23 protein-coding genes and 1 pseudogene are annotated in these 23,640 nt (G+C 60.6%); 14 read left to right on the top strand and 10 right to left on the bottom strand.

The window, feature by feature from the left end:
- The first annotated feature begins 107 nt into the window (after positions 1 to 107).
- Entirely contained in the window at positions 108 to 1,475 is a 1,368-nt protein-coding gene (locus AO353_RS26575) for an NAD(P)-dependent oxidoreductase (protein ID WP_054598348.1), read from the top strand.
- Complete coding sequence (gene preA, locus AO353_RS26580) at positions 1,476 to 2,750, top strand: NAD-dependent dihydropyrimidine dehydrogenase subunit PreA (RefSeq protein WP_054597653.1); 1,275 nt, start codon at positions 1,476 to 1,478, stop codon at positions 2,748 to 2,750.
- A gap of 122 nt (positions 2,751 to 2,872) precedes the next feature.
- On the opposite strand, the gene AO353_RS26585 is transcribed toward preA, so the two are convergent.
- Positions 2,873 to 3,493, bottom strand: a complete 621-nt coding sequence (locus AO353_RS26585; RefSeq protein ID WP_054597654.1) for a TetR/AcrR family transcriptional regulator — start codon at positions 3,491 to 3,493, stop codon at positions 2,873 to 2,875.
- A 125-nt stretch (positions 3,494 to 3,618) separates the two neighbouring features.
- Here AO353_RS26585 and copC point away from each other — a divergent pair, with 125 nt between their 5' ends.
- Positions 3,619 to 3,984: a copper homeostasis periplasmic binding protein CopC gene (copC, locus tag AO353_RS26590; protein WP_054597655.1), complete on the top strand. Its 366-nt coding sequence runs from the start codon at positions 3,619 to 3,621 to the stop codon at positions 3,982 to 3,984.
- Positions 3,985 to 3,987: 3 nt separating this feature from the next.
- A complete protein-coding gene (gene copD / locus AO353_RS26595; RefSeq protein ID WP_054597656.1) occupies positions 3,988 to 4,866 on the top strand; it encodes a copper homeostasis membrane protein CopD in 879 nt (292 codons plus the stop codon).
- A gap of 30 nt (positions 4,867 to 4,896) precedes the next feature.
- Here the strand turns inward: copD and AO353_RS26600 are convergent, their stop codons facing one another.
- The 5 genes from AO353_RS26600 to AO353_RS26620 form a co-directional block, all read right to left on the bottom strand.
- On the bottom strand, positions 4,897 to 6,048 hold the full coding sequence (locus AO353_RS26600; protein ID WP_054597657.1) for an HlyD family secretion protein: 1,152 nt from the start codon (positions 6,046 to 6,048) through the stop codon (positions 4,897 to 4,899).
- On the bottom strand, positions 6,045 to 7,712 hold the full coding sequence (locus tag AO353_RS26605; RefSeq protein WP_054597658.1) for an MFS transporter: 1,668 nt from the start codon (positions 7,710 to 7,712) through the stop codon (positions 6,045 to 6,047). The genes AO353_RS26600 and AO353_RS26605 overlap by 4 nt, the downstream gene beginning before the upstream one ends.
- Before the next feature lie 83 nt (positions 7,713 to 7,795).
- Positions 7,796 to 8,596, bottom strand: a complete 801-nt coding sequence (locus AO353_RS26610; RefSeq protein WP_054597659.1) for a sulfite exporter TauE/SafE family protein — start codon at positions 8,594 to 8,596, stop codon at positions 7,796 to 7,798.
- A gap of 9 nt (positions 8,597 to 8,605) precedes the next feature.
- Positions 8,606 to 9,850 carry an NAD(P)/FAD-dependent oxidoreductase gene (locus tag AO353_RS26615; RefSeq protein WP_054597660.1) on the bottom strand — a complete coding sequence of 415 codons (1,245 nt, stop codon included), beginning with the start codon at positions 9,848 to 9,850 and terminating at the stop codon, positions 8,606 to 8,608.
- Positions 9,851 to 9,888: 38 nt separating this feature from the next.
- Positions 9,889 to 10,224, bottom strand: a complete 336-nt coding sequence (locus AO353_RS26620; RefSeq protein ID WP_054598349.1) for an ArsR/SmtB family transcription factor — start codon at positions 10,222 to 10,224, stop codon at positions 9,889 to 9,891.
- Positions 10,225 to 10,327: 103 nt separating this feature from the next.
- On the opposite strand from AO353_RS26620, the gene AO353_RS26625 reads away from it, so the two are divergent.
- On the top strand, positions 10,328 to 11,191 hold the full coding sequence (locus tag AO353_RS26625; RefSeq protein ID WP_054597661.1) for an MBL fold metallo-hydrolase: 864 nt from the start codon (positions 10,328 to 10,330) through the stop codon (positions 11,189 to 11,191).
- Positions 11,192 to 11,386: 195 nt separating this feature from the next.
- Here the strand turns inward: AO353_RS26625 and bkdR are convergent, their stop codons facing one another.
- On the bottom strand, positions 11,387 to 11,875 hold the full coding sequence (gene bkdR, locus AO353_RS26630) for a Bkd operon transcriptional regulator BkdR (protein ID WP_019690099.1): 489 nt from the start codon (positions 11,873 to 11,875) through the stop codon (positions 11,387 to 11,389).
- A 187-nt stretch (positions 11,876 to 12,062) separates the two neighbouring features.
- On the opposite strand from bkdR, the gene AO353_RS26635 reads away from it, so the two are divergent.
- The 5 genes from AO353_RS26635 to AO353_RS26655 all read left to right on the top strand — a co-directional run bounded on the left by AO353_RS26635 (position 12,063) and on the right by AO353_RS26655 (position 18,364).
- Entirely contained in the window at positions 12,063 to 13,298 is a 1,236-nt protein-coding gene (locus tag AO353_RS26635; protein ID WP_054597662.1) for a 3-methyl-2-oxobutanoate dehydrogenase (2-methylpropanoyl-transferring) subunit alpha, read from the top strand.
- A 1-nt stretch (position 13,299) separates the two neighbouring features.
- Positions 13,300 to 14,358 carry an alpha-ketoacid dehydrogenase subunit beta gene (locus tag AO353_RS26640; RefSeq protein WP_054597663.1) on the top strand — a complete coding sequence of 353 codons (1,059 nt, stop codon included), beginning with the start codon at positions 13,300 to 13,302 and terminating at the stop codon, positions 14,356 to 14,358.
- A complete protein-coding gene (locus AO353_RS26645; RefSeq protein ID WP_054597664.1) occupies positions 14,359 to 15,636 on the top strand; it encodes a dihydrolipoamide acetyltransferase family protein in 1,278 nt (425 codons plus the stop codon).
- 6 nt (positions 15,637 to 15,642) lie between these two features.
- The gene (gene lpdA / locus AO353_RS26650) at positions 15,643 to 17,028 is read left to right on the top strand and encodes a dihydrolipoyl dehydrogenase (protein ID WP_054597665.1); all 1,386 of its coding nucleotides are present in this window, start codon (positions 15,643 to 15,645) and stop codon (positions 17,026 to 17,028) included.
- A gap of 316 nt (positions 17,029 to 17,344) precedes the next feature.
- Positions 17,345 to 18,364, top strand: coding sequence for a branched-chain amino acid aminotransferase (locus AO353_RS26655; protein ID WP_054597666.1), 1,020 nt, complete (start codon positions 17,345 to 17,347; stop codon positions 18,362 to 18,364).
- A 56-nt stretch (positions 18,365 to 18,420) separates the two neighbouring features.
- Here AO353_RS26655 and AO353_RS26660 read toward each other — a convergent pair whose 3' ends face one another.
- The gene (locus AO353_RS26660) at positions 18,421 to 19,314 is read right to left on the bottom strand and encodes a LysR substrate-binding domain-containing protein (protein WP_054597667.1); all 894 of its coding nucleotides are present in this window, start codon (positions 19,312 to 19,314) and stop codon (positions 18,421 to 18,423) included.
- Positions 19,315 to 19,419: 105 nt separating this feature from the next.
- Here AO353_RS26660 and AO353_RS26665 point away from each other — a divergent pair, with 105 nt between their 5' ends.
- Positions 19,420 to 20,028, top strand: coding sequence for a LysE family translocator (locus tag AO353_RS26665; RefSeq protein WP_054597668.1), 609 nt, complete (start codon positions 19,420 to 19,422; stop codon positions 20,026 to 20,028).
- A gap of 11 nt (positions 20,029 to 20,039) precedes the next feature.
- Here the strand turns inward: AO353_RS26665 and AO353_RS26670 are convergent, their stop codons facing one another.
- Positions 20,040 to 20,810, bottom strand: coding sequence for an ArsR/SmtB family transcription factor (locus tag AO353_RS26670; RefSeq protein ID WP_054597669.1), 771 nt, complete (start codon positions 20,808 to 20,810; stop codon positions 20,040 to 20,042).
- Between the two features lie 81 nt (positions 20,811 to 20,891).
- On the opposite strand from AO353_RS26670, the gene AO353_RS26675 reads away from it, so the two are divergent.
- The 3 genes and pseudogenes from AO353_RS26675 (at position 20,892) to AO353_RS26680 (ending at position 22,688) form a co-directional block, all read left to right on the top strand.
- Positions 20,892 to 22,010 carry a cytochrome P450 gene (locus tag AO353_RS26675; protein WP_054597670.1) on the top strand — a complete coding sequence of 373 codons (1,119 nt, stop codon included), beginning with the start codon at positions 20,892 to 20,894 and terminating at the stop codon, positions 22,008 to 22,010.
- A gap of 131 nt (positions 22,011 to 22,141) precedes the next feature.
- A pseudogene (locus AO353_RS31745) lies at positions 22,142 to 22,276 on the top strand (S-type Pyocin); the annotation flags it as partial.
- Between the two features lie 52 nt (positions 22,277 to 22,328).
- Entirely contained in the window at positions 22,329 to 22,688 is a 360-nt protein-coding gene (locus tag AO353_RS26680) for a hypothetical protein (protein ID WP_054597671.1), read from the top strand.
- 8 nt (positions 22,689 to 22,696) lie between these two features.
- Here the strand turns inward: AO353_RS26680 and dmeF are convergent, their stop codons facing one another.
- Positions 22,697 to 23,635 (bottom strand): CDF family Co(II)/Ni(II) efflux transporter DmeF, encoded by a 939-nt coding sequence (gene dmeF, locus AO353_RS26685; protein WP_054598350.1) that lies wholly within the window; start codon positions 23,633 to 23,635, stop codon positions 22,697 to 22,699.
- Positions 23,636 to 23,640: the final 5 nt, after the last annotated feature.

Below are 23,640 nucleotides of genomic sequence, written 5' to 3' on the forward strand. Positions count from 1 at the left end.
CAAGCTCCCTCGCCACAGGTGCGGCATTGCCAACCACCTATTTGCGTCATGTACAAAAAACAATGCCCATCAGAGGCAGTACCTCAAATAACCGTGAGGCCAACACCGTGATCAAGACTCTGAGCCACTTGCCCCATCCCGCCGAGGATGCGGCCACCCTCGCCGGCCATTTCACCGATCTGGCGCCGCCGCTCAACGACCGTCAGGCACATCTGGAAGCCTCGCGCTGCCTGTATTGCTATGACGCGCCATGCGTCAATGCGTGCCCGAGCGACATCGATATCCCGTCGTTCATTCGCAACATCCATCAAGAGAACGTCCAGGGCGCTGCGCAAACCATCCTCTCGGCGAACATCCTGGGCGGCAGTTGCGCCCGGGTCTGTCCGACAGAAATCCTTTGCCAGCACGCCTGCGTGCGCAACAACGCCGAGGAATGCGCGCCGGTGCTGATCGGTCTGTTACAGCGCTACGCCATCGACAACGCGCACTTCAGCGAACACCCATTCCAACGCGCAGCGGCCACCGGCAAACGAATTGCCGTGGTCGGTGCCGGGCCTGCCGGTTTGTCCTGTGCGCACCGCAGTGCCATGCATGGTCACGAGGTGGTGATTTTCGAGGCGCGGGAAAAGGCCGGTGGCCTCAACGAATACGGGATCGCCAAATACAAACTGGTGGATGACTTTGCCCAGCGCGAACTGGATTTCCTGCTGGAAATTGGCGGCATCGAAATCCGCCACGGGCAAAAACTCGGCGAGAACCTGAGCCTCAGCGAATTGCATCAGCAGTTTGACGCGGTTTTCCTCGGCCTTGGCCTGGCCGCCAGCAAACAGCTGGGGTTGGCTGACGAAGACGCCCCTGGGTTGCTGGCCGCTACCGATTACATTCGCGAACTGCGCCAGGCCGATGACCTGAGCCAAATGCCGCTGGCCGATCATTGCATCGTCCTCGGCGCCGGCAACACGGCAATCGACATGGCCGTGCAAATGGCCCGCCTCGGTGCGCGCGACGTGAATCTGGTGTATCGCCGGGGCCTTGAGGACATGGGCGCGACCGCTCATGAGCAGGACATTGCCAAGGCCAATCAGGTACGGCTGATGACCTGGGCGCAACCGCAGGACGTCTTGCTCAACGATAAAGGCCAGGTGCGCGGCATGCGTTTCGCCCGCACACGTATGGAAAATGGCCGACTGATCAGCACCGGGGACACCTTCGAGCTGGCCGCCGATGCGATCTTCAAAGCCATCGGTCAAAAATTCGACGACTGCGCGCTGAGCGATCCGCTGGCCCGCGAGCTGAAACGCCAGGGCGAGCGGATTCAGGTGGATGAGCAGATGCGCACCAGCATCCCCGGCGTGTATGCCGGTGGCGATTGCACCAGTCTCGATCAGGACCTCACCGTGCAGGCCGTGCAGCACGGCAAACTCGCCGCTGAAGCGATCCATGCCCAACTCATGCTCAACGTGGAGGCTGCGTAAATGGCCGATCTCTCGATTGTCTTTGCCGGTATCAAAGCCCCCAACCCCTTCTGGCTGGCCTCCGCGCCGCCTACCGACAAGGCTTACAACGTGGTCCGTGCGTTCGAGGCTGGTTGGGGTGGCGTGGTCTGGAAAACCCTGGGTGAAGACCCGGCGGCGGTCAACGTCTCGTCGCGTTACTCCGCGCATTTTGGCGCCAACCGCGAAGTCATCGGCATCAACAACATTGAGCTGATCACTGACCGCTCGCTGGAAATCAATCTGCGGGAAATCACCCAGGTCAAAAAAGACTGGCCGGATCGTGCGCTGATCGTTTCGCTGATGGTGCCTTGCGTCGAAGAGTCGTGGAAAAACATCCTGCCGCTGGTAGAAGCCACGGGCGCCGATGGTATCGAGCTGAACTTCGGCTGCCCCCACGGCATGCCGGAACGTGGCATGGGCGCGGCAGTGGGTCAGGTGCCGGAATACGTCGAGCAAGTCACTCGCTGGTGCAAGACCTATTGCTCGCTGCCGGTAATCGTCAAACTCACGCCGAACATCACCGACATCCGTGTCGCCGCCCGGGCGGCCCACCGTGGTGGCGCCGATGCGGTGTCGCTGATCAACACCATCAACTCGATCACCAGCATCGACCTGGATCGCATGGTTGCGCATCCGATGGTTGGCAGCCAAAGCACCCACGGCGGTTACTGCGGTTCGGCGGTCAAACCGATTGCATTGAACATGGTCGCCGAAATCGCCCGCGACCCGCAGACCCAAGGCCTGCCCATTTGTGGCATCGGCGGCATTGGCAGTTGGCGTGACGCGGCCGAATTCATGGCGCTGGGCAGTGGCGCGGTGCAGGTGTGCACGGCGGCGATGCTGCATGGTTTTCGGATCGTCGAGGAAATGAAGGACGGATTGTCCCGCTGGATGGACAGCCAAGGCTACTCAAGCGTGCAGGATTTTTCCGGGCGTGCGGTGGGCAATACCACGGACTGGAAGTACCTGGACATCAACTATCAGGTGATCGCCAAGATCGACCAGCAAGCCTGCATTGGTTGCGGCCGTTGCCACATCGCTTGTGAAGACACTTCGCACCAGGCCATCGCCAGCCTGAAACAGCCGGATGGTACCCACAAATATGAAGTGATCGATGACGAGTGCGTGGGCTGCAACCTGTGCCAGATCACTTGCCCAGTGCAGGACTGCATCGCGATGGTGCCGGTCGATAACGGGAAACCGTTTCTGGACTGGGACCATGATCCGAGGAATCCCTATCATGTCGCGGGTTGAGATCCGCGTCGCCTGAACTGACGCCTTCGCGGGCAAACCTTGCTCCTACGGATTTGTGTCGAGCCACAAATAGGTGATCGACACTAAACCCGTAGGAGCAAGGCTTGCCCGCGATGACAATCCTACGGTTCCAACCCGATCCCCCGCAAAATCACGCTGGTCACCGTCTGCACCGCACGCTCGAACTGCATGTCCGACAGCGGTTGATGGTCGTTGAGGATGTTGATCTGGTGATCGAAGTCAGCGTAATGCTGGGTCGAGGCCCAGATCATGTACAGCAGGCTTGAAGGCTCCACCGGCAGGATGCGTTTGTCCTCCACCCATTGGCGAATTTTCGCTTCCTTCATCTTGGCCCAGTCGTACAGGCTGGCGTCCAGCGCCTCACCCAATGTCGGCGCACCGTGGATGATTTCATTGGCCCAGACTTTCGAGCCGTAAGGCCGGCTGCGGGAATGGTTCATCTTGGCGCGGATGTAACTGCTGAGCACCACCCGCGGGTCATCGAACATCTCGAAGCACAGCGCGTCCTGCTTCCAGACTTCCAGCAAATCGAACAGCACCGCGCTGTACAGCTCAGCCTTGGTGCTGAAGTAGTAATGCAGATTGGAGCGCGGCAGTTGCACTTCCTTAGCGATGTCGGCCATCGCGGTGCTGCCAAAACCTTTCTCGGCGAAGACCTTCTCGGCGGCCAGGAGGATTTTCTCGACGTTACTGCGACGGATCTCGATCTTGTGATTGCCCATAAGGGCTCCCTGACAGCGGCATGGGTCAAGACTAGCATTCGCCACCTGCGAAACGAAACGTCGTACAGGGTCCGAGGCATAGGTAAACTGTCGCACCTTCCAATTTGCCTGATAGGTGCTGACCGATGTTGCTGAAAAAAGCCCTGACTGTGACTGCCCTCCTCGGCTCGCTGTTCACCGCCTCCTCGGTGTTAGCTCACGCCCACCTGAAAAGCTCGACGCCGGCCGCCGACAGCAGCGTTGCCGCACCTGCCGAATTACGCCTGGTGTTCTCCGAAGGGGTTGAAGCCAGTTTCACCAAAGTCGATATCAGCAAGGATGGCGTAGCCGTTGCCGTGAAAAGCATCGCCACCGAAAGCGCCGACAAAAAGACCCTGGTCGTCACACCCGCCGCCCCTCTGAGCGCCGGTAACTACAAGGTCGAATGGCATGCAGTGTCGGTCGACACCCATAAAAGCGCTGGCGACTACAGCTTCAAGGTGAGTCAGTAATCGATGTCGAGCGCGCTGGTCCTGGGCCGCTTCCTGCATTTCACCGTCGTGCTGATGCTGTTTGGGGCCTGTCTGTTCAGGCCCCTGCTGTTGCGCCATGAACCGCTGACCCAAGCGCTCGCGACACTCGATCAACGCCTCGCCGGGCTGAGTCGGCTGCTCGCCGGGTTCGCCTTGTTCAGCGGGGTTTGCTGGCTGCTGTTGATCACTGCCAGCATGGCCGGCTCGCTGTCGGCGGCGTTTGATTGGCCAACCGTGCAACTGGTGTTGAGCAACACCTTCTTCGGGCAGGTCTGGCGTTGGCATTTGCTGTTCAACGGGCTGTTGGTGGTCTGCCTGCTGAGCCCGCTGAGCAACTCGTTTGCGCTGCGTATGCTCCTGAGCAGCCTGCTGCTGATGACCCTCGCCCCTGTCGGTCATGGCGCGATGCTCGATGGCCTGAATGGCCAGTTGCTGATCCTCAATCAAGTGATTCACCTGACCTGCGTCGGTGCCTGGCTGGGCGGACTCATGCTGCTGATGATGATTCTGCGGCGACCGACGACCCACGCTGTCGAGCCGATACTGCAACGCTTCAGCGGGATCGGTTATGGGCTGGTGGCGGGTTTGCTGGTAACCGGCCTGATCAACGTCCGGGTGTTGACCGGGGCTTTCTGGCCGACACCGCTGCTGTCAGGGTTCGCGCTGATTCTGTTGATCAAGGTGCTGTTGGTCAGCGCCATGCTTGGCCTGGCGCTGTTCAATCGCTTGAGAATCAAGCATTGCGAGCAACGCCTGTCGACGCTGCGCACCAGCGTGATGCTGGAGTGGTTGCTGGGGATAGCGGCCGTGGCGGCAGTTTCCCTGTTGGGTACATTGCCGCCGATGGTGGCCGGTAACTGATCGTTCCCGCATGGGAACGATCATCGGCGCCTACGGATTGTCAGCGACGGCATTGCCTTGCCCGGACGTATCGATACTCACCACCACCGACATGCCGGGTCGCAGGCGTTCGCTTTGCGCCTGGTTCGCGTCGACGGTGATGCGCACCGGCACACGCTGGGCGATTTTGACGAAGTTGCCGGTGGCGTTGTCGGCCTGCAACAGGCTGAACTCGGAACCGGTGGCCGGTGAAATACGCTGCACCCGACCGTGAAATTTCTGGTGGTTCAGGGCGTCGACGGTGAAGGTAACCGGCTGGCCGATGTGGATGTTGTTCATCTGGGTTTCTTTCATGTTGGCGATCACCCACAACTGGCTCGGCACCAAGGCCATCAACTGCGCGCCGGAGTTGACGTAGGCGCCGAGACGCACGCCGATCTGCCCAAGCTGGCCGTCCTGCGGGGCGACCACACGGGTGTTGGACAGATCGATCCGCGCCAGCTCGACCGCCGCTTCGGCACTGGCCACCGCCGCCTCCAGCGAACCGCGATTGACGATCACCGTTTGCAGGTCCTGCCGGGCGATTTCCAGACTGGCCTGGGCCTGTGCCACCGCAGCGATGGTTTGCGCATTAGCGGCACGGGTCACGTCCAGCTCGCGCTTGGAGACCGAGCCGTCGCTGATCAACGCCTCATTACGCCGCAAGTCCGCTGCGCTTTTTTGCGCCTGGGCCTGGCTGTCGGTCAGCGCCGCCTGACGCAGCTTGATGGTCGCCTCGGCGCTGTTGCGTTGCTGCACCGCATTGGCCAGCGCAGCTTTCTGCACCGCCAGTTGCGCCAGTGACTGATCCAGACGTTGCTTGTAGATCCGGTCATCCAGCCGCACCAGCAGGTCGCCGGTCTTGACGAACTGGAAGTCCTGCACCGGCACCTCAAACACGTAGCCACTGAGCTGCGGGCCGATGATCGTTACCTGACCGCGAACCAGCGCATTTTCGGTGCTTTCGATGGCGCTGCCGAATGGCGGCAACTGCCAGGCATACAGCACGATCAGCACCCCGACGATGGCAATGCCAGCAAAGCCCAGCGACGAAATAATCCGCACCGGCAGCGAACGCGGCTCGGTGCCAGAAGTTTTAGGCGGTGCCACGCCCTCGGGAGTCGAGGCGATGGCGTTGGTGGTTGTGGTGATCGGGTCGGTCATGAAGAAGAGGCACCGCTGGAAGGAACGGAAGTCGGACTGGCTGGCGCGGAAGCGACAGCCTTGGTCGTGCTCAGCAGCCACAGGCTGCGAATGAAGATCCAGAGCATGGTCAGCATCGCGATCACCGCGATCAGCATGAACACGTCGTTGTAGGCCATGACATTCGCCTCCCGGGTCGCAGCCGCTGCCAGGCTACGAATGCCCTGGGTAGTGCGGGCCGACGGGTCGGCGATACTCGATACATAACTCGCGCTGCTGCCTTGCACACGGCTGGCCACTTGCGGGTCGACCAGGGTCAGGCGCTCGACGATATGGCTGGAATGGAATTTTTCCCGGGCGATCTGGAACGTCCCCAACAACGCAGCACCAATCAAGCCACCGAGGTTCTGGCAAATCCCGAACAGCACGGAAAAACTCACCAGATTGCGCGGATTGGTCAACACGTTGCGGGTGCCGAGCACCATGGTCGGGCCGAGGAAAAACGTCCCGCCAAAGGCCAGTAGAAACTGGCTGAGGTACATGTTCTCCGGGCGTGTCAGGTTGGTCGAGAAACTGTCCATCACGGAACCTGTGGCCATCAGCGCCAGAGAAATGATCAACGGCATCAACAGGTGCGAGGGATTGATCGTCAGCGCGCTGGTGGCAAGGCCAGCGACGCTGCCCACTAGCATCACCACGTAAAGGCTGTGCATCTGCTGGCTGCCCAGGTTCAGGGTTTGCAGCAAACCCACGGCCCCGGTGGACTGTTCGGTGAGCACCATACGGATGAGGATCACCGCCAATGCCAGGCGAATCATCACCCCGCTGCCCAACCAGCGGGTCATCAGCATCGGGTTGCTGCGGTTATGTTCGATGGCCAGGCCGGCCATGATCAACACGATCGAGCCGGCCGAGGCGACGCCGATCCACGGTGCTTCGAGCCACCAATCGATACGGCCCAACGACAACACCGCACAAAGCAGCGCCACTCCACCCGCCAGCAAGGCGAAGGTCAGGAAATCGAGTTTTTCGAAAGTTTTGAAGCGGTCACCCGGCGGCAACTTGAGCATGAACACACAGCCCAGTGAGGTCAGCGCCATGCCCAGTTCAAACAGATAGAGCCCGCGCCATTCAGCGATCTGCAACAGGTCTTCGGAGAACAACCGGGCCAGTGGCAATGCCAGTTGCGAGGTACCCAGGCCCAGCACCAGCGCCTTCATGCGCCACTTCGCCGGGAAAGCCTGCACCATGTAATACAGGCCCAGCGAACTCAGCGCCGCACCGACCATACCGTGGGCGGCGCGCACCGCAATCGCCGAACTGAGGTCGTTGACGAACAAATGGCCGAAGGTCACCAGCGCATACAACACCAGGAATACTTCAGTGAACGCCCGCAAGCCGAACTGCTGACGAAACTTCACCAGCAGCAGGTTCATCGAGACGTTGGTCATCACGTAAGCCGCTGGCAGCCAGGCCATCTCGGCGGTCGTCGCCCCCAGCGCCCCTTGCAGGTAAGGCAGGTTGGCGACCACCAACGCGTTGCCCAAACCACCGGTCAATGCCACCAGCAACCCGACCAATGCATAAGCCAAGCGCTTTGGCGTCGGGTGTAAAGGGGTCGAGGGGGAACCGGGCAAGCTTGGCCGTTCGTGGGGCTGCCAGTTGCGCGGGGCGTAGTGATCCATGGCGTGGCCTTGTCATCGGTAATGAAGGCAGTAAACCTGAGCCAGAGATTTCTTGCCAGTTCGCCGCACGGCAACCACCGATTTCAAGCCTTGAGCAGCATGTAGCCGGCCACCATCAGGCACACACTGGCAAACCCCACTTGAAGAGCCCGGGCCGGAACCCGGGCGCACAGTCGCCGCCCCACGACCATCCCGGCGATGCTCGCGGCGATAAAAGCCGCGCCCTGGGCATCGATGGTCACCCCGGCATGAAAGGCGCCGATCACTCCGGTTGCCGAGATCAAACTGATCACCATCAATGAAGTGGCGATGATGCCGCGCATCTGTACGTCGGTCAGTTGTTTGAATGCCGGCACGATCAGGAAACCGCCACCAACCCCGAGCAAGCCTGAAACCACGCCGGTCACCGCCCCCAATGCAGCCAGGGTTGCGGTGCATTTGGCGGTCCAGGAAAAGCGCCCGGTTTGTTGATCGAGCATGCAGTTCTTCTGGCCCCAGTTGGCGTGGCCGTGATCGCTCGGCCCCGCTTGCGGCTTTTCTCGCCGCAGCATCCGCCAGGCGATCATGATCATCAGCAGACTGAACAGGATCATCAGGACTTTTTCCGGCAACTGATGGGCGAAGTAGATGCCCACCGGCGAGAACACCGCCCCCAGCAACGCAATCAACAACGCCGCACGGTAACGCACCAACCCATGGCGCAAGCCGTCGATGGCACCGACCGCCGCGGCACTGCCCACCGCAAACAACGCCACCGGCGCTGCCTGGGTCATGCTCCAGCCCAGCCCGAGCACCAGGGCCGGGACTGCAAGAATGCCCCCGCCGGCCCCGGTCAGTCCCAGGATCAGGCCCATCACCACACCAAACAATGTCGCCAGCAGCATAGGGTTTTCTCAATCGACCTTGGACACACGAGTCAGCCACTCACGACCTTTGAGCATGCCGTTCCAGTAAAACCACGGCAGCAGCGTCGCCTTGAGAAACCATGCCGAACGCCGCGCCACAGTCGGCTCGAGGGGAAAAGTCGGCAGCAGCTTACCGGCATAGCCGAACTCGGCGAGTATCACCTTGCCCTTCTCCACCGTCAGCGGGCAGGAGCCATAACCGTCGTATTTCAGCGGCAAGGGTTGCTGTTTGCGCAAGGCCAGCACGTTCTCCGCCACCACGACGATTTGCTTGCGCACCGCGGCGGCAGTCTTGGCGTTGCTGGTAGAGCAGACATCGCCGAGGGCGAACACGTCCGGATAACGCACATGCTGCAAACTGTGGACGTCCACTTCGCACCAGCCAGCGGCATCGGCAAGCGAACTCTGGCGGATGAAGTCCGGCGACACCTGCGGTGGTACCACATGCAACAGATCGAATTTTTTCGCTTGCAGCGTGACCGCTCCGGCGGCGTCCTTGACCTCGAACCAGGCGGTTTGCTCCGGCCCGTCGACCTTCACCAGGTTGGAGTTGAATGCCAACCGCGCACGGTATTTCTCGATGTACTTCATCAGCGGCGCAACGAAGATCGCCACGCCGAACAACGCGGCGCCGGCCAGGTTGAACTCGACGTCGAGGTTCTTTAGCACATCATGTCGGAGCCAGTGATCACACGACAGGTACAACGCCTTTTGCGGCGCCCCGGCGCATTTGATCGGCACCGCCGGCTGGGTAAAGATTGCCTTGCCGCCGCGCAGACCTTTGACCAGTTGCCAGGTGTAGGCCGCATGCCGGTAGCTGTAGTTGGACGTGACACCGTGCTGCCCGAGGGCTTCTTGCAGACCTTCGATTTTCTCCCAGGCCAGTCGCAAGCCAGGGCAGACGATCAGGTTCTGATAAGCGACGCTGCGCCCATCATCAAGCGTCAGCAGACGGTTTTCGGGGTCGACGCTGCTGACCGCAGCCTGCACCCAGTGAGCCTGACGCGGCATCACCGCCGCCATTGGTCGTACGGTGTTCTTGAGTTCATGCGCGCCGCCGCCAACCAACGTCCAGGCCGGTTGGTAATAGTGCTGGGCGCTGGGTTCGATGACGGTGACGTTCAAGTGCGGATCGCGCTTGAGCAGGCTGGCAGCGAAGCCGATACCCGCGGTACCGCCGCCTATCACCACGATGTCGGCACTGATGGTCTGGCCCCAGTGTTGGTCCTGCATAAGTTATTGCCTCTACAAGGGGGGCTGCCCGAAAAGGCTCACGCCCAGCTTTTTAGCACCGCGCCGCAATACAGGCCCGAGAGTGTTTTCATCACCTGAATCACTTCGTGGCTGGCAAGACCGTAGAAAATGTACTTGCCTTCACGTCGGGTGCCCACCAGGCCTTCATCGCGCAGAATGCCCAATTGTTGGGACAACGTCGGCTGACGAACACCGGTCATGGTTTCCAATTCGCCGACGTTGCGCTCGCCCTGAGTCAACTGGCAGAGGATCAGCAGACGGTCCTCATTGGCTAATGCCTTGAGCAGCGCGCAGGCCTTCGAGGCCGAGGCGCGCAATTGCGCCACTTCACCTTCGCTTAGACTGGATTGCATTTGCAGATAACCTTGGTCGTCACTTAAGCTGCGGACATTATGTTTAAACATAAAGTGTTGCAAGCCTTTATGTCTTTCTGCCACCCAGCCAGGACCCGCCGCCATGCCAGCGTTGATCCAAGCCTTCCTTGACGACGCATCAAAGACCTACACCTATGTGATCTATGAACACGACGGCGGCCCGTGCGCCATTGTCGATTCAGTGCTCGATTACCACCCGGCGTCCGGTCGAACCGCCACCACTCAGGCTGACCGGGTGATTGCTTTCGTTCGCGAGCACCGGTTGCAAACCCAATGGCTGCTGGAAACCCACGCCCATGCCGATCACCTGTCCGCCGCGCCTTACCTGCGCCGCGAGTTGGGCGGCAAGATCGCCATCGGCCAGGCCATCAGTCAGGTGCAGGACGTCTTCAAGAACCTGTTCAACCTTGAGCCGGCGTTTCGCAGCGACGGTTCGCAGTTCGACCATCTGTTTGCGCCGGACGAGGAATTTTCCATCGGCAACCTCAAGGCCAAGGCGCTGCATGTTCCCGGTCACACTCCGGCAGACATGGCCTACCTGATCGACGATGAACTGATTCTGGTGGGTGACACGCTGTTCATGCCCGACGTCGGCACCGCCCGCTGCGACTTCCCTGGCGGCAACGCCAACCAGCTATTCGCCTCGATACACAGGTTGCTGGCCTTCCCCGCCGACACCCGTCTCTATGTCTGCCACGATTACCCGCCAGCCGGCCGCACTTCCCAGTGCATGACCACCGTTGGCGAGCAACGCAAAAACAATATTCATGTGCATGACGGCATCGACGAAACGGCATTCGTCGACATGCGCACCCGGCGCGATGCGGGCTTGTGCATGCCGACGCTGATACTGCCGGCGATTCAGGTGAATGTGCGGGCCGGGAATTTGCCACCGGCTGAAGACAACGGCGTGGTCTACCTGAAGATCCCCATCAACCAGTTCTGACCCCAACACGTTGGGACCCCACACTTTATCTCGTAGCAGCTGCCGAGCCCCGCGAGGCTGCGTTCGGCGGCGCAGCCGTCGCGAAACCTGCCACCGCGTTCATTCAGGCAGACCGTATCAGCCGGATTACGACGGCTGCGCCGCCGAACGCAGCCTCGCGGAGCTCGACAGCTGCTACGGGTATGTGCGGAGATCTCAGTTGGCCAGGGTCAGGCCATTGGCTGGCAATGGCAGCGCGGTTTTGTAGCGCACCTGCTTGAGCGCAAAGCTTGAGCGGATGTTGGCGACGCCCGGGACCTTGGTCAGGAAGTCCATCATGAAGCGTTCCAGCGACTGAATGGTCGGCACCAGTACGCGGATCAGATAGTCCGGGTCGCCGGCCATCAGGTAACACTCCATTACCTCCGGACGGTTGGCGATGGCGGCCTCGAATTGCGCCAACGCCTCTTCCACCTGTTTCTCCAGGCTGACGTGGATGAACACGTTGACGTGCAGCCCCAGCAGGTCGGCATCCAGCAACGTAACCTGCTCGCGAATCAGCCCTAATTCTTCCATCGCCTTGACCCGATTGAAGCACGGTGTCGGTGACAAATTCACCGAGCGTGCGAGGTCGGCGTTGGTGATGCGGGCGTTCTCCTGAAGGCTGTTGAGAATGCCGATGTCGGTACGGTCCAGTTTGCGCATGAGACAAAACAACCTGTTTTTTATGTTTATGCAGATTTTTTATCCTCAAATGGCTTCAACTGCAACGAAACAGAGATAAATATTCTTCTTGCCCCGGCCTATGATTGTTGTAGGACAAGATTTCTTCTACCCGAAGGATGACGGTCAGCTCACTACAAGAAATTCACAAGATCGAGCGTAGAAAGCCATGAATCAAGCGTACGAACCCCTGCGCCTGCACGTTCCCGAACCCTCGGGCCGCCCCGGCTGCAAAACCGACTTCTCCTACCTGCGCCTGACCGATGCCGGTACGGTGCGCAAACCCCCAATCGATGTAGAACCTGCCGACACGGCTGATCTGGCCAAGGGCCTGATTCGCGTGCTCGACGATCAGGGCAATGCCCTCGGTCCGTGGGCAGAAGGCGTGCCTGTGGAGATTCTGCGCAAAGGCATGCGCGCCATGCTCAAGACGCGGATTTTCGACAACCGCATGGTGGTCGCCCAACGTCAGAAAAAAATGTCGTTCTACATGCAGAGCCTTGGCGAAGAAGCCATCGGCAGCGCCCAGGCCCTGGCCCTGAACATCGACGACATGTGCTTCCCCACCTACCGTCAGCAAAGCATTCTGATGGCTCGCGAAGTGCCGCTGGTAGACCTGATCTGCCAACTGCTGTCCAACGAGCGCGATCCGCTCAAGGGCCGTCAGTTGCCGATCATGTACTCCGTTAAAGACGCCGGCTTCTTCACCATTTCCGGCAACCTCGCCACCCAGTTCGTACAAGGCGTGGGCTGGGGCATGGCGTCGGCGATCAAGGGCGACACCAAAATCGCCTCGGCCTGGATCGGCGACGGCGCCACCGCCGAATCCGACTTCCACACCGCCCTCACCTTCGCTCACGTTTACCGTGCGCCAGTGATCCTCAACGTGGTCAACAACCAGTGGGCGATCTCGACGTTCCAGGCGATTGCCGGTGGTGAAGCCACTACGTTCGCCGGTCGCGGCGTCGGCTGCGGCATCGCCTCCCTGCGGGTCGACGGCAACGATTTTGTCGCGGTGTATGCCGCCTCTGCCTGGGCCGCCGAACGCGCCCGCCGCAACCTCGGCCCGACCATGATCGAATGGGTCACCTACCGCGCCGGCCCGCACTCGACGTCCGATGATCCTTCCAAGTACCGCCCTGCCGACGACTGGAGTCACTTCCCGTTGGGCGACCCGATTGCGCGCCTCAAGCAGCATCTGGTGAAAATCGGTCAGTGGTCCGAAGAGGAACACGTGGCCCTCAGCGCCGAACTGGAAGCCGAAATCATCGCCGCGCAAAAAGAAGCCGAACAGTACGGCACCCTGGCCGGTGGCCAGATTCCGAGCGCTGCGACCATGTTCGAAGACGTCTATAAAGAGATGCCGGAGCACTTGAAGCGCCAGCGTCAAGAGTTGGGGATCTGACATGAACGATCACAACAATAATATCGAGCTGGAAACCGCCATGACCACAACCACCATGACCATGATCCAGGCCCTGCGCTCGGCCATGGACGTGATGCTCGAGCGTGACGACAACGTCGTGGTGTTCGGCCAGGACGTCGGCTACTTCGGCGGCGTGTTCCGTTGCACCGAAGGCCTGCAGAGCAAATACGGCACCTCGCGGGTGTTCGATGCGCCGATCTCCGAAAGCGGCATCGTCGGCGTTGCAGTTGGCATGGGCGCCTACGGATTACGGCCAGTGGCCGAGATCCAGTTTGCCGATTACGTCTACCCGGCCTCGGACCAGATCATTTCCGAAGCGGCACGCCTGCGTTATCGCTCGGCTGGCGAGTTCACCGCCCCGATGACCCTGCGCATGCCTTGCGGCGGCGGCATCTACGGCGGCCAGACCCACAGCCAGAGCATCGAAGCGATGTTCACTCAGGTCTGCGGCTTGCGCACAGTGATGCCGTCCAACCCCTACGACGCCAAAGGCCTGTTGATCGCCTCCATCGAGAACGATGACCCGGTGATCTTCCTTGAGCCAAAGCGCCTGTACAACGGCCCGTTCGACGGCCATCACGACCGCCCGGTAACCCCGTGGTCGAAACACCCGGCCGCGCAAGTGCCGGACGGCTACTACACCGTTCCGCTGGACCTCGCCGCCATCACCCGTCCAGGCAAGGACGTGACCATCCTGACCTACGGCACCACCGTGTACGTCTCGCAAGTGGCCGCTGAAGAAACCGGCATCGACGCCGAAGTCATCGACCTGCGCAGCCTGTGGCCGCTGGACCTGGAAACCATCGTCAAATCGGTGAAGAAAACCGGCCGTTGCGTGGTCGTCCACGAAGCCACCCGCACCTGCGGCTTTGGCGCCGAACTGGTCGCGCTGGTTCAGGAACATTGCTTCCACCACCTGGAAGCGCCAATCGAGCGTGTGACCGGTTGGGATACTCCCTACCCGCATGCGCAAGAGTGGGCGTATTTCCCAGGTCCGTCCCGTGTGGGCGCGGCGTTGAAACGGGTCATGGAGGTCTGAATGGGCACGCACGTTATTAAAATGCCGGACATTGGCGAAGGCATTGCAGAAGTTGAACTGTCGGTGTGGCACGTCAAGGTCGGCGACATGGTCGTCGAAGATCAGGTGCTGGCCGATGTGATGACCGACAAGGCGATGGTCGACATTCCGTCCCCGGTGCATGGCAAGGTGATCTCCCTCGGCGGTGAGCCAGGTGAAGTCATGGCCGTCGGCAGCATTCTGATCAGTATCGAAGTGGAAGGTGAAGGCAACGTCAAAGCGTCGTCTCAGCCAGCGCCGGCTGCACCAGCACCGAAGCCTGCGCCAGTCGCCGCACCGAAAGTCGAAGCCGCGATTGAAAGCAAATCCGCCGTCCCGGCTCGCCCAGTTGCGCCGCAAGGCCCGATGATCGCTCGCGAAGCCGATGAACGTCCGCTGGCCTCCCCGGCCGTACGCAAACACGCGCTGGATGCCGGCATTCAATTGCGTCTGGTCCGTGGCACCGGCCCTGCCGGGCGGATTCTTCACGAAGACCTCGAGGCTTATCTGGCACAAGGTCAGTCGAACGCATCGAGCACTGTGGCCGCATACGCCGAACGCAACGACGAACAGCAGATCCCGGTGATCGGCATGCGTCGCAAGATCGCCCAACGCATGCAGGATGCGACTCAGCGTGCGGCGCACTTCAGCTACGTCGAAGAAATCGACGTGACAGCGGTGGAAGAACTGCGTGCGCATCTGAATGAAAAGCACGGCGCAACTCGCGGCAAGCTGACGTTGCTGCCGTTCCTGGTTCGCGCCATGGTCGTCGCCCTGCGCGACTTCCCGCAGATCAACGCCCGTTACGACGACGAAGCCCAGGTCATCACCCGCCTCGGTGCGGTGCATGTCGGCGTCGCAACCCAAAGCGACATTGGCTTGATGGTGCCGGTGGTGCGTCACGCCGAGGCTCGCAGCTTGTGGGACAGCGCTGCGGAAATCTCCCGTCTGGCCACGGCTGCGCGCAATGGCAAAGCCAGCCGCGATGAACTGTCCGGCTCGACCATCACCCTGACCAGCCTTGGCGCCTTGGGCGGCATCGTCAGCACTCCGGTGCTGAACCTGCCCGAAGTGGCGATCGTCGGCGTCAACAAGATCGTCGAGCGGCCGATGGTGATCAAAGGCCAGATCGTGATTCGCAAGATGATGAACCTCTCCAGCTCCTTCGATCACCGGGTGGTCGATGGCATGGACGCGGCGCAATTCATCCAGGCCATTCGTGGCTTGCTCGAACAACCCGCAACCCTGTTTGTGGAGTAGTAAGGCATGCAACAGACTCTGAACACCACGCTGCTGATTATCGGCGGCGGCCCTGGCGGTTATGTAGCGGCGATCCGCGCAGGTCAGCTGGGCATCAGCACCATTCTGGTCGAAGGCCAGGCGCTCGGCGGCACCTGCCTGAACATCGGCTGCATTCCGTCGAAAGCGCTGATCCACGTGGCCGAGCAGTTCCATCAGACTCAGCACCACAGCCAGCATTCGGCCCTCGGGATCAACGTCTCGGCGCCGACCCTGGACATCGGCAAAAGCGTCGAGTGGAAGGACGGCATCGTTGATCGCCTGACCACCGGCGTCGCGGCGCTGCTGAAAAAGCACAAGGTCCAGGTCATTCAAGGCTGGGCCAAGGTCATCGACGGTAAAACCGTCGAGGTTGGCGACACCCGTATCCAGTGCGAGCACCTGCTGCTGGCCACCGGTTCGAAAAGCGTCAACCTGCCGATGCTGCCAATTGGCGGGCCGATCATCTCTTCCACCGAAGCCCTGGCGCCGAAAAGCGTGCCAAAACGGCTGATCGTGGTGGGTGGCGGCTACATCGGGCTTGAGTTGGGCATTGCCTACCGCAAGCTCGGCGCCGAGGTCAGCGTGGTCGAGGCGCAGGATCGGATTCTGCCAGCCTACGATGCCGAACTGACCCAGCCGGTCAACGAAGCGCTCAAGCAACTCGGCGTGAAGCTTTACTTGAAGCACAGCGTCGAAGGCTTTGATTCACAAGCCAATACCTTGCAAGTGCGCGACCCGAACGGTGAAATCCTGAACCTGGCCACCGATCAGGTGCTGGTGGCGGTTGGGCGTAAACCCAACACCCAGGGCTGGAACCTTGAAGCGCTTAACCTGGACATGAACGGCTCGGCGATCAAGATCGACAACCGCTGCGCGACCAGCATGCGCAACGTCTGGGCCATCGGTGACCTGAGTGGCGAGCCGATGCTCGCCCACCGCGCCATGGCGCAGGGTGAAATGGTCGCTGAGCTGATCTCGGGCAAACACCGCGAGTTCAATCCCACCGCCATCGCCGCCGTGTGCTTTACCGACCCGGAACTGGTGGTAGTCGGTAAAACCCCGGATGAAGCCAAAGCCGCTGGCCTGGATTGCATCGTGTCGAACTTCCCGTTCGCCGCCAACGGCCGGGCGATGACCCTGGAATCGAAAAGCGGCTTCGTGCGGGTGGTCGCGCGGCGTGACAATCATCTGATTGTCGGTTGGCAAGCGGTGGGTGTCGGGGTGTCCGAGTTGTCGACGGCATTCGGCCAGTCCCTGGAAATGGGCGCACGCCTGGAAGACATCGCCGGCACCATCCACGCCCACCCGACATTGGGTGAAGCGGTGCAGGAAGCGGCGTTGCGCGCCTTGGGGCACGCGTTACATCTGTAACCGCTCAACTGTGGCGAGGGAGCTTGCTCCCGCTGGGCTGCGAAGCGGCCCCAATCGCGTCACTGCGATCTGCCTGATACACCGCAGTGTCCGGTTTTACCAGTGCTGCGCACTGGAACGGGAGCAAGCTCCCTCGCCACAGGGTTTCGAATAATGAAGGGTCGGCGGCAAGTTTCGTGAGCGGGCTAAGAAATCTGCCAATCACCCGATAGTCCGGGCTGCGATTTAGGCCTGGAATGAAGTATTGTTGTCCCCATCCAGAAAAACGTCAGAAGCCTTGAACCATTCAGGCGATTGTTAAGTGATAGAGGGTGTCATGGGTAACGAAAGCATCAATTGGGACAAGCTGGGTTTTGACTACATCAAGACAGACAAGCGCTATTTGTCGCACTGGCGCGATGGCGCCTGGGACAAAGGCACCCTGACCTCCGATAACGTGCTGCACATCAGCGAAGGCTCCACTGCCCTTCACTATGGCCAGCAATGCTTCGAAGGCCTGAAGGCCTACCGCTGCAAGGATGGTTCGATCAACCTGTTCCGCCCGGACCAGAACGCCGCACGCATGCAGCGCAGCTGCGCTCGCCTGCTGATGCCGCAGGTCGACACCGAACAATTCGTCGAGGCCTGCAAGGCCGTGGTGCGTGCCAACGAGCGTTTCATTCCGCCGTACGGCACTGGCGGCGCGCTGTACCTGCGTCCGTTCGTGATCGGCGTGGGTGACAACATCGGCGTGCGTACCGCTCCCGAGTTTATCTTCTCGATCTTCTGCATCCCGGTCGGCGCCTATTTCAAAGGTGGCCTGACCCCGCACAACTTCCTGATCTCCAGCTACGACCGTGCCGCGCCACAAGGCACCGGCGCGGCCAAGGTCGGTGGCAACTACGCCGCCAGCCTGATGCCTGGCTCCCAGGCCAAGAAGGCGCACTTCGCCGACTGCATCTACCTGGACCCGATGACCCACACGAAGATCGAAGAAGTCGGCTCTGCGAACTTCTTTGGTATCACCCAGGACAACAAATTCGTCACGCCGAAATCCCCTTCGGTATTGCCGGGTATCACCCGTCTGTCGTTGATCGAGCTGGCAAAATCGCGCCTGGGCATGGAAGTCGTTGAAGGCGACGTGTTCATCGACAAGATCAGCGACTTCAAGGAAGCCGGCGCCTGCGGTACTGCTGCGGTGATCACGCCAATCGGCGGCATCGAGTACAACGGCAAACTGCATGTGTTCCACAGCGAAACCGAAGTCGGCCCGGTCACCCAGAAGCTCTACAAAGAGCTGACCGGTGTGCAGACCGGCGACATCGAAGCGCCAGAGGGCTGGATCGTCAAGGTCTGATCCAGCGCTTGCGGCACTGAAAAGCCCACCCATCGCTTACGCGGTGGGTGGGCTTTTTATTGGCCGGCATCTACATCGAGCCTGGCAAACAACCACTCCAGAAACACCTGGGTCTGCTCTGTCACATCCGGCGCAACACCGTAGTAGTAACGCGGCAACGGCATACGCAAATCGGGCAACGGACAAATCAGCCGGCCGCTCGACAGGTCATCGCCCAGCAACGAGGCCGGACACAACGCTATGCCCTGTCCCTCCACGGCAGCCTGAAGCACCGGCTGCATGTGATCGAACTGCAGCGTCATCTGAGTCGCTGACTGCGTTTCGCCGAACAACAGGGCCCAGTTGTGCCAATCCTCACGGCGAGTCTTGGCGGTCAGCAAGGTATGTCGGCTGAGGGCGTTCAAGTCGTCGAGCGGCAGACGCTTGATCAGCGCAGGCGCCGCGACCAGCAGCAATTCGTCTTCAAACAGTACCTGAGCATAAATGTCCGGCGCCCAGCCGTCGCGGCCCCGTCGAATAACGACGTCGAACCTGTCTCGTGCGTGATCGGGCGCCAGCGTGGACGTGACCACCTCGGGTTTGATCTCCGGGTGCAGCGCCATGAACTCCGCCAGCCTGGGTGTCAGCCAGCGCTGGGCAAAGGTCGGACGGACGTTGATCTTTACGGTACGCAGCGAGGCGTGTTGCTTGAGCGCTACGGCGGCGTTGGCAATCTGTGACAGGCCCGCGCTGACCTGTTCATAGAAGCTCTGTCCCGCCGGGGTCAGCAGCGATTGCCGGATGCGCCGTTCGAACAGCAGCACGCCCAGATGTTCCTCAAGCCGTTTGATGTGACGGCTGACGGCACTGTGGCTGACATGCAGTTCCTCGGCCGCGATGCTGAAGCTCTGATGACGAGCGGCGGCCGCAAAAGCGCGAACCGCATTCAAGGGAGGGAGTTGATTAATCATGCGTCTAATTTAGTCACATATGCCGTGCAATTAAAGCGTTTGTCACACCTCCATCGTCACGCCAATCTGCGGGCATGCAGCCGATGCCACCTGATGGAGTGAGAGATGAATAGCTACGGATTGTTTTTACTGTTCGCCGCCCTGACCATTCTGAGTCCCGGGCCCGGCGTGGTGCTCACGCTGACCAATTCCCTGCGCCATGGCTGGACCGGCGCGCTGCCGGGTATCCTGGGCATCGCCCTCGGGGCGTTTGTCGTCGCCGGGATCAGCGCGACCAGCGTGGGCCTGATACTCGCGACCTCCGCGAGTGCGTTCACCGTACTGAAGTATGCTGGTGCCGCGTACCTCTTGTACTTGGGTTACAAAAGTTGGCGCACTGATCGTTTCATTCCTGAGCGCGAAGTGAACTCGTCGGGTCCTGGGTATCGCTTCGTCGAAGCGGCATCGCTGCAGCTGTTGAACCCAAAAGCGGTGTTCTTCTTTCTCGCGGTGTTCCCGCAGTTCATCGACACCTCGACGCACTACTACCGCCAGTTTTTTACCCTGGTCAGCTCCTACAGCGTGCTGGTGATCCTGATCCACAGCAGCTATGCCCTGCTCGCCAATGCAGCCAAAGGCTGGCTGTCGAGTCAAAAAGGTTCCTGGCTGGCGGCGAAGGTGTCAGGCGTTACGTTCGCCAGCTTCGGCGTGCTGATGGCCTCGGCCAGTCGATAGCGAATACGCCGTTATGGCGAAGGACTGACAACCGCGCGACTGCCTGACTCAGTGGCACTCCGCAGGTTCACCTTCGCCAGCGCCGGCAGTTCAATCGCGAATCTGGCCGTGATCTCTTTACGCCCGGTCGCCGTCAACGCCAGCGCTCGACTGTCCAGATCCTGTGTCAGCCATTTGCGCTTGATCGCCGTTTGCAACAACGCCGCGCCCAATGAGCCGCCGAGATGCGGGCGACGCATGCTCCAGTCGAGACAAGGGCAGGCAAAACGTCGACGCAGGCTGCTCAAGGACTTCACGTCGATGCCCAGCCCTTCGAAAAACCGCTCACCGGGTTCACTCAGCGCGTGCTGCTGATCACCCTGCTCCGACATTGCCAACCAACCCGCTTCCAGCATCCGGTCATGCAGCAGCACGGCCAAGGTGCCGGCCATATGGTCGTAGCAAGTGCGAGCAAATTGCAGGCGATCCGGGGTTCGGGGAGTAAAGGTTGGCGCGGCGTTTTGGCCGATCACCATCAGCGCTTCCAGGGCCTGGGCGACCCGTTGGTCCGCCAGGCTGTAATAACGATGACGCCCCTGAACATGCAGCCGCACCAAGGCAAGTTCCTTGAGTTTCGCCAAGTGGGCACTGGCGGTAGAGGCGCTGACGTCGGCGATCACGGCCAGTTCAGTACTGGTGCGCGCGTGGCCGTCCATCAGCGAGCAAAGGATTTTCGTTCGGGCCGGCTCGGCAATGGCTGCCGCCACTTGCGAGACGCCGATGTCGTGCTGCTCTACGTTCATATTTCGCTCCCTGACGAATCGTCGCCCTGCCCGACTGCAGATAGTAGCAACACTTTCCCCCCACGAATAAGGCAGCGCTTCATGGACCCGATCATCGCCGCGACACATACCGACCCCTACCCTTATTACGCCAGCCTGCGCGCCGACGGCGGACTTTCATTTCATCAAGGACTGAGTCTGTGGGTGGCCAGCAGCGCCCAGGCCGTTGCCGCCGTGCTGGCTCATCCTGACTGCAAAGTCCGGCCGGCCCACGAACCGGTGCCTAACGCCATTGCGCACGGCGCGGCTGGCAAGGTGTTTGGTCACTTGATGCGAATGAACGATGGCGAACGCCAGCGCTGCCCGAGGTCGGCCATACAGCCGGGACTTGAAGTGATCGACACCGATGAAGTCAGCGCACTGGTGCGCGCCCGGTTGATCAGCCCATCTGCTGACGGACTACACAAGGCCATGTTCATGGGCCCGGTGTGCGTGGTCGCTGCGTTGCTCGGCTTTACGCCAGCCGAAGGTCGAACCCTCAGCAATCTGACGGCTGATTTCGTCGCGTGCCTGTCGCCGCTGAGCAACCCGGTTCAACTGGACACGGCCCATGCAGCGGCGGAACAGTTGAACGGTTACTTCATAGAACGCCTCAGCGCGCAGGATCACCAAAGCCCTCTACTTGAAGGGATTCGTCAACGCCTGGCAAACCCCGACACCCTGCTCGCCAACCTGATTGGCCTGCTTTCCCAGACCTATGAGGCCACTGCCGGATTGATCGGTAACGCCATGCTGGCATTGATCCGCAATCCGCCGCTCAAGGCTGAAGTGCAGTGCGACCCGGCGCGGGTCAACGATCTGTTGGCGGAAGTCCAGCGCCATGACCCTTCGGTGCAGAACACCCGTCGCTTCGTCAGCGCGCCTTGTGAAATCGCCGGCGTGAGTCTCAAACCCGGCGATGTCATCCTGGTACTGCTGGCCTCGGCCAACCGCGACCCACAGCTCAATGACAACCCGGACGCCTTGCTCCTCGACCGCCCAACCCGCCGCAGCTTCACCTTCGGCGCCGGCCGCCACCAGTGCCCCGGCCAGGCACTGGCCTTGAACATCGCCAGCGCCACGCTCAGCGAAATCCTGACGCACAACGATTTGCTCGATCAGCTTGCCTGGGAGTACCGCCCGTCATTGAACGGGCGCATTCCGGTGTTTACCGAGCGGTAGGAGGTTCAGTGATGATCGTGGTGATTTTCGAAGCCGGAACATCGTCAGCGTTTTCAGACCCCGTCCTACAGCCATGGCACTCCGCTTGAGATAGCGTCTCGTCGTACTTAACAGGCGAAACAAGGATGCGCATGGCTCGTAAAAAGGACATACCAAAAGTCTGGAACCCTCCGTCGGGTGACGGTCATCACCGCACCTCTAGATACATGACGCCAACCGAGCTTGCAGAGCGTGAGTCTCGACAGCAGGCATATGAAGACATGCTCTGATCAAAGCCGGAACGGTCGACAACAAAGGCAACATTCAGGGAGTTAAAAAGTGAGCCTGCTCTATCAAGATCCTTCGATGAACCATGACAAAGTGAACACTCTTCTTGCTGAAGGAAAGGAAACGGATGTCATCGCCGCCCTGATCTCCATCGGTCTTAACGAGCCAGATGGAGCGTGGGCTCAGAACACTTGCCTGCACTATCTGGACAGTGAGAGTGAAAATGTTGCATCAGCGGCCATCACAGCCCTTGGTCATGTGGCACGCCGACACGGTCAACTGGAGCTAGAGAAGGTACTCGCGGCCTTTGAGCATGCGAAGGCGCGATTCCCCTCTCTTGAACCTGTCATCTCGGACACCCTTGAAGACGTCAAGCTATTTACTGACGTATTGCCAGATAAATGCCCGTAGCAGGGTCCTCAAGCGTTGCGATATTCAACCGTCAGGTGTGACAGCTCATGAACCGGGGCCAGCCGTTCGCGGATGGTATCGGCCGTGACGGCTGCCGAGGTCACCACGCTGACAATCGCTGCCCGGGCCTGTGGGCCTACGCGCCAGACATGCAGGTCGGTGATGCTGACATCGCCTGTCGACTCCAGCAGCTCACGAACTTCGGCGGCGACGTGTTCATCGGTCGTGTCCAGCAGCACTGCGGCGCTGTCTCGCATCAAGCCATAGGCCCAATTGGCGATGACGATTGCGCCGACGATCCCCATCACCGGGTCCAGCCAGACCCAACCCAGATAGCGGCCAGCCAACAACGCAGCGATTGCGAGCACGGAAGTCATCGCATCGGCCAGCACATGAACATAAGCCGAACGCAGATTGTTGTCGTGATGATGACCGTGACCGTGACCGTGACCGTGACCGTGACCGTGACCGTGGTCATGATGCGCAGAGTTGCCGGCCAGTAAAAGCGCGCTGACGATGTTCACGGCCAGGCCCAGCACGGCGATCAGTGTCGCTTCGGTGAAGGCCACGGTAGTCGGTTGAAACAACCGCATGACGGACTCTACAGCAATGAAGATCGAGACCAGCCCCAGCACCATGGCCGAGGCGAAGCCCGCCAGATCCCCTACTTTGCCCGTACCAAAACTGTAGCGCGCATTACCGGCGTTGCGTCTGGCAAACCCGTAGGCAATTGCGGTAATGCCCAGCGCACCGACGTGGGTGGCCATATGGAAACCATCCGCCAACAGCGCCATGGAACCGGTGATGTAACCGGCAATGATCTCGCCAACCATCATGACGAACGTCAGCGCAACGACCCACAACGTGCGTCTGGCATTCTCATCGTGGGTGGCCCCCAGGAACATGTGATCGTGGGAATAACGTGAAACCTGAGGTGTACTGCGCATGGGTT

It is taken from the genome of Pseudomonas fluorescens, assembly GCF_001307155.1.
Lineage (GTDB): Bacteria > Pseudomonadota > Gammaproteobacteria > Pseudomonadales > Pseudomonadaceae > Aquipseudomonas > Aquipseudomonas helvetica.